Origin of the sequence: Haloarcula salinisoli, assembly GCF_019599405.1 — an archaeon.
GTDB lineage: Archaea > Halobacteriota > Halobacteria > Halobacteriales > Haloarculaceae > Haloarcula > Haloarcula salinisoli.
Genome location: NZ_RKLQ01000004.1, coordinates 208,809 through 219,028, shown reverse-complemented (window position 1 = coordinate 219,028; position 10,220 = coordinate 208,809). Strand labels below are relative to the sequence as shown.

The window sequence follows — 10,220 nt, the reverse complement described above, 5'->3', positions numbered from 1 at the left end:
TCGACGAACGCAACCGGCTCTACGAGCGTGGGACGGTCGTCGTCGACGACGGACGTATCACAGAGGTTCGGAAGTCCATCGACGGCGACGCAAGCATTGCGGCCGAGGAGGTAATCGACGGCGATGGAAAGCTCGTGATGCCGGGGCTCGTGAACGCCCACACACATCTCGAATTCACCCCGCTGATAGGTGCGTTCAGCGACCTCGGGTTGCTGGAGATGATGGGCAGCATGACTGCTATCTTCGGTCGTCTCGCCGATGACGAGTTCGACTATCTGGTGGAGGCTGGATACGAACTGGCCGCACTAAACTTCGCGCTTGGCGGCGTTACGACGGTCAACTCGATGGATGTCCAGCCCGGCGCAGGTGCAGAGGCGTTCGGCCAAGCAGGCCTGCGTGGCTTGTTCGGTCCGGTGATTACGGACCTCTTCTGGGATGAACCGATCGATGAACAGTTCGACCGCGCTCGCCAGTTCATCGAAGAGTATCACGATACCTACGGCGGGCGTATTCAGGCAACGATTTGCCCACACGACGACTGGTCATGTACACGTGAGCTATGGGAACGAACAGAGAGCCTCGCTTCAGAATACCCCGACTTGCTCGTGCATACGCATCTCCTGGAACTCGAAGAGAGTAACACGATGGCACGAGCCAACGGCGCCGCCGACTCGCTCGACCTGCTCGACGATGTCGGCCTCCTCGACGACCGCCTCCTTGCTGCGCATTTCCGTCTCGCCGACGAGGACGATATCGAGCGAACTGCAGCCTCGGAAGCGTCCGTCGCGCACTGTCCCTCTGTCTTCGCCTACTGGAACCCCGACGCTGAGATGCAGTGGACGCCGGTACCCGAGTTACGGTCGGCGGGCGTCGATGTCGGGCTGGGAATCGACGACCACTACTGGCACGATTCGTACAGCCTGTTCGGCGAAGCCCGACAGGCCCGCCTCGCTGCCAATCTCAAGCGGACGGCCGGACAGTACACCTCGATGGAGCTCGTCCGAATGCTCACCGTCGAGGGAGCACGGGCCTTGGGGATAGGCGACGAAATCGGGAGTCTCGAAGCCGGCAAACGTGCCGACTTGATCCTCCTGGATATAGAGAAGCCGAAGTTCACGCCCTTGACCAACATCCCCGCTCACATCGTAAACAACGCTGCTCCAGCCGACGTAGAGACGGTCATCGTTGACGGCGACGTGGTCATGCGAGACAGAAACCCGGTAACGATGAACGTCGACGAGGTGCGACGGCAGGCGGAGCAGGCTGTCGACCGCTTCGCAGACGAGACTGGATGGGAAATGGATATCGGCGGTGCTGAACCGCCGGGGACGCTTGATACTGTTCGAGACCTCCCGAAGCGAGGACCGACACGGCTGTTGTCGCGGCTCGCGCTTCAGTCAGTACGCGACACGTTTGAATGGTAATCAAAACTGGTACACCGCCGTCTCACTGACGATTACATATGATCATGGGACACACCAGAGTGAGGTGTGAGGGATGAATCGCCGGCGTGCAGATACAGCTGCCGGCCTCCTCGTCGCGGCTATCTGTCTCTTTGGCGGAGCGCTCAGCTGGCAAGCATACCAGCGACAGCAGGCGTTCGAACAGATGGGGTCGATGATGGGGATGGGGTCGTCGATGGGCGCTGCGCACGGAACGAGTCCACTCTGGTACGTCTTCGGGACGCTCTTCCTCTCCGCTGTCGTGGGTGGCGGGTATCTCTTGATTCGAGATGAGTTCACTGGCCCAGATGCAGAGACGCGTTCGCAGGCCTCGGAAGCGAGTGCGGAGGGTCCTGAGAGTACTGCGTCACCGGCGGAACAACCAGCTGGAGAGACCACTCCGAAATCGCAATCACAGGCCCGTGTGTTAGATCTCCTGCCGGAAGACGAGCGCCGTATCCTCGAACCAGTGCTGTCCTCACCCGGCCTCACGCAAATCGAACTGCGGGACCGCTCGGACTTTTCGAAGAGCAAGGTGAGCCAGACGGTCAGTGCCCTCGAGAAGCGCGGCCTGCTGTACCGCGAACGGCAGGGCCGAACGTATCGTATCTATCCGAGCGATGACCTGGAGCACAACCAGACCAGTTGATGACAGACGCAGGGGTCTTTATATCCAGAGTGGTTTTGGCGCATAACATTCGGAGATCGTCACGTTACGCTTCGAAAATATCCCGACTGAATTGATGAGTTAATCGGTCGAAATCTCCCGAAAAGGCCTCTCTAAATCCATTATAGGATGACGCCGAAATCGAGGAAAAATATGGTATCGTATAGACTCATACATGCACGTTGGCAACCGTTCGCTCGACGCGCATCGACTCCCGGAACCGCTGAATCGAATTGCCACCGTCGGCGAGAGACTGACGATTGTCGCCGTCGGACTGGTGGTAGTGGCCTTCCTGACGAACCCATCGCCCACCCAGGACCTGCTAGGGTGGGGGCTGCCGGTAACGCTGCCCGTGTCCCAGCCGCGATGGGGCCACTCGGTTGCGAGCTACATGATTGGCATGTGGCTTCTCGAGTTTACGTTCCCGCTGGCACTGTTGGGGGCGTACGACCGCTGGGCTGACTCGAAGACAGCGAGTCGCCGGTGGCTCTTGGCTATACCAGCAGCGTACATGCTCGTGCTGTCGCTGTACTGTCGAGTTGTCTACGTCCCGAACGTCACGCCCACCCCGCTGGGTCCAGCCGCAACCGGTCTGTGCTGGGCCTACTGTGCGACCGGAATTGGTCTCTGGAGTAACCTCGCTTTCGGTACGGCTGGCCTGGGACTGATTGCATGGGCTGCGTCCCGCCGAGAGTGGCAGTCGGATTGGCTGTTCGCGGTCCTATTCGGCGTCTTTTCGCTACCATTGGGCGTGCCAGCCATCTGGTATGGCTTCCGTTCCCGTCGTCGAAACGATAGCCTCTCGAACACAGATGCCTCGGGTAGGTCCTATCTCTCCTGACGGTCGGAGTTAGCTGCAGTTGCTTTCGTCGGGGTTCCACTTACACGCATCGCCCGTCACGAGATTGTTGTCGTCGATATAGGCTGATAGGCAGGCGTGGTTACAGAAGTAGTTGGGTGACCCACAGTCATCGGTGCAGTCTCGGACACAGATTGGCTCGTGGTCGAAGATACGTGACCCACAGTACGCACATGTTTCGTCTGCGTCAGGTGTCTCGACAGTCGTTGACATACGTTTGCGAAGTGGCGCGCTACTGAAAACGGTTCTTCTGAGTATGACGGCTACCTCACCAGTACTTAGCCAATCGACTCTCTTGGCTATCGGACGCGAATCGTGATTCACTGAAGATTCACATTCGGACGCACGCTTCTGCATGCTTCTGAGACAACGGAGTTCTCCACCCTGTCGAATTCGGCTGCTATGAACGGTCCTGTTTCTGAGAAACGATTAGAACGCTCTATACACGTTCTCGAACGCTCTCCTATGTCAGTTCACACCCATCGTGATAACTCCAAAGCGGGCCTACGACTACCTGAGGAGAAAGACAATGACCAATTTCACCATCGGCCGCTGGCTGCTCGTAGTGCTCGCAATCGTCGGCCTCGCGCTGGCCCCGGGGCTGGGGAGCGCACACGGTAACGACACGACGGCAGATGAAGCGCATCCGTATGACGAAACCGCTGACGACTGGCCGACGTGGATGGAAGACCACGTGACCGATCACATGGGTCCCGGCGCCGTTGAGTGGATGGAAGGCCACATGGGTGTGACCGTCGGCGAAATGGCCCAGGACCACGACAACCACCAGGGGACGAACGGACAGGACCACGCTGGCGACTATCACGGGCCCTACGGACAGGGTCAGACTGACGATCACCGCGGAACGCACGGACAGGGCCACTGCTGAGGACCCTGCCCAATTCGAATGCATCAACCGACCACCGCGACCCGCCAATACAGAATCATGACCCAACACACTACGCAGATTGGACGCACCGCTTATCGACTCACGTTATCCGTCGCCTTCGGACTGGTCGTGATGACTGGCACTGCTGCTGCCCACGGTGGCAGGGGCTACGGAGGTGGCATGATGGATGGATACACGATGGGAGGCGGCTGGGGACTTCTCGGCGGCGCAATGGGGCTTTGGGGACTCCTCTGGATGGGACTGCTGGTCGCTCTCCCGCTGTACCTCGTCTGGAAGCTCCGGACGCATCGAGACGACGAGCGTGGCGACCGCTCGATGGAGGTCCTCCGCGAACGTTACGCGCGTGGTGATCTCTCGGATGAAGAGTTCGAACAACGGCGAGAACAGCTGGAGCGGTCCCTCTGAAACGCGGTCTCGGACGGATATGGCAGACACAGTTCCCGCCTGTACTTCATCTGGACACTACTGTTAAATATACAACAATTGTACCATGGCGTATGAGCTACACGATGAAAACGTCTGTGACTGGTGCCTTCGACCAGGTGGTCGAACGGACCGTCGATGCGCTCGAAGACGAGGGGTTCGGTGTCCTCTGTGACATCGACGTTCGGAGCACGTTCGAGGAGAAACTCGGGGAGGAGTTTCGACAGTATCGCATCCTCGGTGCCTGCACCCCAGCGCTCGCACATGAAGGGCTGACCGCGGAGCGCGACCTGGGCGCACTCCTCCCGTGTAACGTCATCGTCTACGAGACTGACGATGGCGATGTCACCGTGAGCGCTGTCGACCCGCAACGGCTTGTCGGCATCGCGGACAACGATGCACTCGACTCGATTGCAACAGACGTTACCGACCGATTCGAACGGGTGTTATCGACAGTCGGCAACGGAACTCGATAGTCGCATGTCCGTCGACCAGACGTCCGATGGTCTGCTCCGGGCCGTCTTGCTCGTCCTCGCGGTCATCGTCTTGTTACCAGTGTTGATGATGGTGCTTGCGATGCCGATGATGGGGATGATGGGCTGGTGGTGGAACGGCGGGATGGCCGGTGGCCTCTCGCCACTGTGGGGTGTCGGGATGCTGCTTGTCTGGGTACTTGTTCTCGGTGGGATTGGGTACCTCTTGTATCGTGGTTTCGCCGGTCGCGCTGGAACGTCCGGGACCACTGACCCTGCACTCCGGGAACTTCGGATGGCATATGCTCGCGGTGACCTCTCCGGAGAGGAATTCGAAGAGCGCCGTACGAAACTTAGTCGCCAGGAGTCAAACTAGTCTAATAACAGAATTTCCAGCGTATTACCTCAGTCTTCTATCGATCTTTGTTATGTTAGGTGGAGTTGCTGTGATAGCTACTGATTTTTCAGAGGCGCAATATCGATATCTACGAAATAACTCGGATAGCACAAGACACTTGTCAGTTAGTAATCATCGTAATCTATGTCCAGTGTCCGTGGATCATTCCCCTGTTGTGCACTGGTGGTTTGTCTCACTGTCCTGCTTGCAGGCTGTGGAGGAACTCCCGCCTCACCGCCCGCATCACCGCCAGCAAATCCTGGTTCGCCACCTACAGCCCCAGCCGATTCAACCCCCACATCGTCTACGGAAACACCCATATCGTCCACAGAAACCCCCACAGAGGCGCAGAACATCCACAGTGATCCGTATTCTGTGACGCTCTACGTGAGTGCAAACCCAGTTAACGAGGAACCGGACATGAGTGCAGAGATTCCTTCACTGTCCACGGCCAACCTCACAAATTACCAACGGGAGCAAGTTAGTATGGTAATCGAAGCTGGTCAAACTGAACCCTGGAGCGGGCTGAGCAACGAAACACCTCCCAGAAACCTTCGACTGCTCGTCGCGGCTACTGATCGCCTCCCTCCTAGCCCAGAGAGTCGAATTCCATCGGAAGCTTGGCGTGTTGCACGAGAGACCACAGGGTATGTGGCCTACCAGAATGCAACCTATAGACTTCAGATGGTTAAGGTCGCACCGTAACCTCGCTCAGAGTCTTGACCCTTCTTCTGAATCTAAATAACTCAGTTGTCATTTTGTCAGGTAGTCCTATCGACAAAAGGTAACGGGCCGCAACCTCAACTGATACTGCGATAGCTGGGCCTTAGGTTCCCCATTCGAATAACCAACAGCTGGTCAATGGAGAGACTGGCGTTAGTCGGATTACAGCTGACACAACAGGTGCTGCTGCCGTCAACCACCCCTTTCATCGCGGTATCCCTCAAGAGCGCTGGGAATCAGAACCGGAATTTATTATAGCCGCGTTTGAAATCCGAATGAATGTACAACCGAATTCTCCTCTCGACCGACGGTACCGTCGCGTCTGAACAGGCTGCAGCACATGCTCTCGACCTCGCAGCCACCCACGACGCTACCCTCCATGTGCTCTACGTCGTTGACGAGGACGTCGTGACTGCGTACAGCGGCGACGAGTACGTCGACGAAGCTGAAGGCCCAGAACACGGCCTCGAAGAACACGGCGAAGATACGCTTTCAGAGCTCCGTACTCGAGCGTCGGAAGCCGGCATCGACATCGAAACGGCAATTCACCACGGTCGCCCCGCAGAGACCATCGTTGCGTACGCCAACGATCACGACGCGGACTTGCTCGTACTTGGCACCAAACGGCGGCCGGAAGAATATCGTGCTCTACTTGGGAGTGTCACTGACCGCGTCCTCCGATTGACGACACGGCCCGCGACGGTCGTAAAAACCGAAGTCAATGAGTAGCGAACGACCGTGGTCTGGTGTGATTGGCGGCTTCTCCGTGTAGAGCACAAGCAAAAGATTCCCCGGATTCAGTTCGGTATTGTCATTGCTAAAGAGAGCAGGTGATGGACTGCTCGCCCATTGGTTCGATCGGGTCGAAGACGGATCTGCAAGTCAACGATGACGAGTTATTGATTATTCAACGCGCGCTCGAACGCGTCGTGCAAGGTTACACCTATGCTGAAGCGGCTGAGGAACGCCTGTCGGCAAATCAGTGCTGGGCATGTTCTTCGAGGAACGTCGTGATCTCTATTTTACGCCGAAACTGGAGACGAGCGACTCAAGCGGCCGCAGAAGAACTTGAACCACTAGACGTACCAGATGTTCCCGCTGATAGAAGTATCCCCGAACAAGAAATCAGGACTATGGTTCGCGAGGAAATCTGCCGCCATCAGCAGTAGTGACAATCGTCTTTTCGGCTGGTACGCTAGCTTGCAAGAATCGTTACAGCGGGATTGACTACTGACCGTGGCCTGTGCAGTTTTAGTCAATACTTTTCTTATCTGACTGACTAAGAACCCTATTTTGAACCCACTAATATGTCTTAATGCTTTTCGACAGATTAAGGTGGGTCAGATACAGTTGCTTAATCAAATGGATCCCGCCGATTTCGAGGAGGGGCCAGGATGGATTGACCCATACGAGGACATTCCGTGCTACCAGCCTGCTGGACTCCCACCAGAGCTCACATACAGCGACGATATCCTCCGTGCCTACGGGGATGCACGCTATGCCCTCGGACAGCTCTCGACACTCCACGACGATATCGAGAACGAGAACCTTCTTATCGCACCGTTTGTCGTTCGAGAAGCGGCGATGAGCTCGCAAATCGAAGGGACTGATGTCACTGTCTCAGATATCGTTCTTCACAATCTCGACGACGATCCAGAGCGCTCAGCAGCCAATCTGCGGGACATCCGGGAGGCGTATAACTACGTCGAGGCGATCCGGACAGGCTTCAATGCCTTGGATGATGGCAGACAGACCGATCAAGAACTCCTCTGTGACCTCCATGCATCACTATTAGTTGACGTTCGCGGTGAGAACAAGCGTCCGGGACACATTCGCGATGATATTCCGGTCATGATTGGCCCGGACAACCACGTCGAAAACGCCCGATTCGTTCCGGCCAATCCAAACAGTGTTGCACTTCTTCTTGATCAGTTGCTCTCATACATTAGAAACGGAAGCTACCCGCCGCTGATCGATATCGCTATTACGCACTATCAGTTCGAGACGATTCATCCGTTCCGTGATGGGAATGGCCGACTGGGACGGCTTCTCATCATGCTACAGCTGTACCAGGCGAACCTGCTCTCAGAACCGTATCTCTACCTGTCGGCGTACTTCAACCACTATCGGACTGAGTACTTCGACCGCCTTCTCGCCGTGAGTCAGCACGGCGAGTGGGAATCATGGATTACGTTTGTCCTCAACGCGATTGCCGAACAGGCTATCGATGCCTATCAGTGTGGCATCGAGCTCGTAGCGCTCCGTGCGGACTACCGGAGTCGCTTTCCGAACAGTCCAGCAGTCCGAGATGTCATCGACCACCTGTTCGAAGAGCCGTATCTGCAGGCCCCACGGGCCATTGACGCGACCGGGCGCTCACGACAGGCAGTCTACGACGCGATTGAGAAGCTCAGCGATGAAGGGATTATTGTAGAATTGACTGACAAAGAGCGCAACAGAGTATACAAAGCGCCAGACATTCTTGCTCTCGTCGAATCTCCCTGAGTGCCGGTGAACCGCCTCTAAGTCAAGTGGTCCGAGACGGGAAGCGTCTCGTCATCACGGAAGACTTCGTCTTCCGTACGACCCCAGGGCGCTCGGCCTGCTACGCCTGTAGAGAAACAGACAGCCCTGCCGATGTCTTGTCCACAAGATCCAGTTTACCAATCGTGAACTACCCCTGCCTACTCGCTCACCGCTGACGCGGTTCGCTCCTTGAGGCAGGGGCTTCCTGCTTCCAAGACGCCCTTTGCAGATACCGAATCGGTATCCACAGGAAGCGCAGTCTCCACAGGCGCTATTTCGGAGTGTCCCACTCCTATATCTTCAAGACCGCGAGAAAGGATGTTCCACGCCGCATTTGCATCTCTATCCGCTTCAAATCCACAAGACGGGCAAGAGTGTTCGCGCACCCACAGCGGTTTGTCTGTCTCCACACCACAAGAGGCACACTCTTTGGTTGTCCCTCTTGGGTTGACCGCCACGAAGTGTGTCCCCTGACGCTCGCACTTGTATTCGAACAGCCGCAGGAACGTCCCCCACGCCGCACCTGCCCGGTTCCGTGAGTTGCCCGGCAGTTCGACCAACCCTTTCGCGTCCAAGTCCTCTACAGCCACCAAGTCGTACTCGGTGGCGTAGTAGTTCGACAACTTGTGGAGGAAATCACGACGCTTTCGCTTCAACTGGGCGTGGCGTTCAGCCACAATCTGCCGTTGTTTCTCCCAATTCGCAGAGCCGTGTTCTTTCCGAGATAGGTCACGTTGAGCGCGTTCCAGTCGTTCTCGCTCGTCGAACAGGTCAAGCGACCCGACCGCTGTGCCGTCCGTATCGTGGGCGTATGTGAGAATCCCTACGTCGATGCCGACGCACTTCTCGGGATTTACTGGTTTCTCGGGCGTGGTTTCGTCCACGTCGATGCCGAACGTGGCGAACCACTCTCCCGTGGGTTCTTGTTTGACTGTGACCTGTTTGATGGTCGCGTCCTCGGGAATGTCTCGGTGGAGGTGAATCGGAATCTCACCGATTTTGCTCAACCACAACGTAGGCCGACCACTCGTATTCTTGAGTTCGAAGCCGGACTGGTTGTAGGTGAGCGAGCGATACTCTCGTGGTGGTTTCCACTTGAGCATCCCCACGGCACGTCCGTTCTCTTTCTGTGCTTTGAGCGTGGAGAGGTTGTCGTAGACGCGCTTGACGACCATCTGCAACACTTTCGAGTGAATGTCGGTCAGGTCGTCCCACCACGCTTTGAGGGCGGGAAGGGTGTCCTGAACCTCGTATCGCGCGGGAATCTCGTCGGACTTGTTGAGTTTGTAGAGGACGTGATTGTAGAGTTGTCTACAAGTATCGACGTGGTACAGAAGCGTCTCAGTGAGGCGTTCTGAGGGATTGAGTCGATACTTGTAGTTGTAGTGCATCTATGTCTCTCGTTCTTCGATAAGTTCGTCTAGTTTCTCTTGAACGAACGAGGAGAGGTTCAGATGATTGTCCTGAATCCACTCCTCTTGGTCGTCACGGATGGAGATGTTTTTTCGTGTTGCCACACTATACTTTACACAAGTTGTGTAAATAATGTTTGTGGTTGGCGTGGGCCTGTGAGCCGGTCGTTGAAGTATGTATGTGAGATGATGACGGCGCTGTATCCCTCTCTACTGTGCTACTCGGTCGCTTCGCTCCTTGCGTTGATCCTTGAGGAAGGGGACTTAGCGCCTGCGTCCAGTTAAGCGGGCAGCGACCTTGGTTATAAAAAGCTTAAGATATGAGAAAGCTTCTATGACGGGCTCGTAGTGGCCATGACTCTCCGCATTGCAGAAATAATAATAATAT

The 10,220-nt window shown here is 56.3% G+C and carries 13 protein-coding genes; 10 read left to right on the top strand and 3 right to left on the bottom strand.

What is annotated here, in order from left to right:
- The 3 genes from EGD98_RS18245 to EGD98_RS18235 form a co-directional block, all read left to right on the top strand.
- On the top strand, window positions 1–1,424 hold a 1,424-nt coding region (locus tag EGD98_RS18245), incomplete at its 5' end, for an amidohydrolase family protein (RefSeq protein ID WP_220589803.1).
- 73 nt (window positions 1,425–1,497) lie between these two features.
- On the top strand, window positions 1,498–2,091 hold the full coding sequence (locus EGD98_RS18240; RefSeq protein ID WP_220589802.1) for a helix-turn-helix transcriptional regulator: 594 nt from the start codon (window positions 1,498–1,500) through the stop codon (window positions 2,089–2,091).
- Between the two features lie 193 nt (window positions 2,092–2,284).
- Window positions 2,285–2,950: a hypothetical protein gene (locus tag EGD98_RS18235; RefSeq protein ID WP_220589801.1), complete on the top strand. Its 666-nt coding sequence runs from the start codon at window positions 2,285–2,287 to the stop codon at window positions 2,948–2,950.
- 9 nt (window positions 2,951–2,959) lie between these two features.
- On the opposite strand, the gene EGD98_RS18230 is transcribed toward EGD98_RS18235, so the two are convergent.
- The gene (locus EGD98_RS18230) at window positions 2,960–3,181 is read right to left on the bottom strand and encodes a hypothetical protein (RefSeq protein WP_220589800.1); all 222 of its coding nucleotides are present in this window, start codon (window positions 3,179–3,181) and stop codon (window positions 2,960–2,962) included.
- Between the two features lie 316 nt (window positions 3,182–3,497).
- On the opposite strand from EGD98_RS18230, the gene EGD98_RS18225 reads away from it, so the two are divergent.
- From EGD98_RS18225 to EGD98_RS18195, 7 genes are all read left to right on the top strand, one after another.
- Entirely contained in the window at window positions 3,498–3,857 is a 360-nt protein-coding gene (locus EGD98_RS18225) for a hypothetical protein (RefSeq protein ID WP_220589799.1), read from the top strand.
- A gap of 180 nt (window positions 3,858–4,037) precedes the next feature.
- The gene (locus EGD98_RS18220) at window positions 4,038–4,283 is read left to right on the top strand and encodes an SHOCT domain-containing protein (RefSeq protein ID WP_236039612.1); all 246 of its coding nucleotides are present in this window, start codon (window positions 4,038–4,040) and stop codon (window positions 4,281–4,283) included.
- Between the two features lie 92 nt (window positions 4,284–4,375).
- Entirely contained in the window at window positions 4,376–4,777 is a 402-nt protein-coding gene (locus EGD98_RS18215; RefSeq protein WP_220589797.1) for a DUF302 domain-containing protein, read from the top strand.
- Between the two features lie 4 nt (window positions 4,778–4,781).
- On the top strand, window positions 4,782–5,150 hold the full coding sequence (locus tag EGD98_RS18210) for an SHOCT domain-containing protein (RefSeq protein ID WP_220589796.1): 369 nt from the start codon (window positions 4,782–4,784) through the stop codon (window positions 5,148–5,150).
- Window positions 5,151–6,173: 1,023 nt separating this feature from the next.
- Window positions 6,174–6,623: a universal stress protein gene (locus EGD98_RS18205; RefSeq protein WP_220589795.1), complete on the top strand. Its 450-nt coding sequence runs from the start codon at window positions 6,174–6,176 to the stop codon at window positions 6,621–6,623.
- A 104-nt stretch (window positions 6,624–6,727) separates the two neighbouring features.
- Complete coding sequence (locus EGD98_RS18200) at window positions 6,728–7,063, top strand: hypothetical protein (protein ID WP_220589794.1); 336 nt, start codon at window positions 6,728–6,730, stop codon at window positions 7,061–7,063.
- A gap of 193 nt (window positions 7,064–7,256) precedes the next feature.
- Window positions 7,257–8,399: a Fic family protein gene (locus EGD98_RS18195; protein ID WP_220589793.1), complete on the top strand. Its 1,143-nt coding sequence runs from the start codon at window positions 7,257–7,259 to the stop codon at window positions 8,397–8,399.
- A gap of 179 nt (window positions 8,400–8,578) precedes the next feature.
- Here EGD98_RS18195 and EGD98_RS18190 read toward each other — a convergent pair whose 3' ends face one another.
- The gene (locus tag EGD98_RS18190) at window positions 8,579–9,811 is read right to left on the bottom strand and encodes an RNA-guided endonuclease InsQ/TnpB family protein (RefSeq protein WP_220589792.1); all 1,233 of its coding nucleotides are present in this window, start codon (window positions 9,809–9,811) and stop codon (window positions 8,579–8,581) included.
- Window positions 9,812–9,937, bottom strand: coding sequence for a hypothetical protein (locus EGD98_RS21105; protein WP_268899198.1), 126 nt, complete (start codon window positions 9,935–9,937; stop codon window positions 9,812–9,814).
- Window positions 9,938–10,220: the final 283 nt, after the last annotated feature.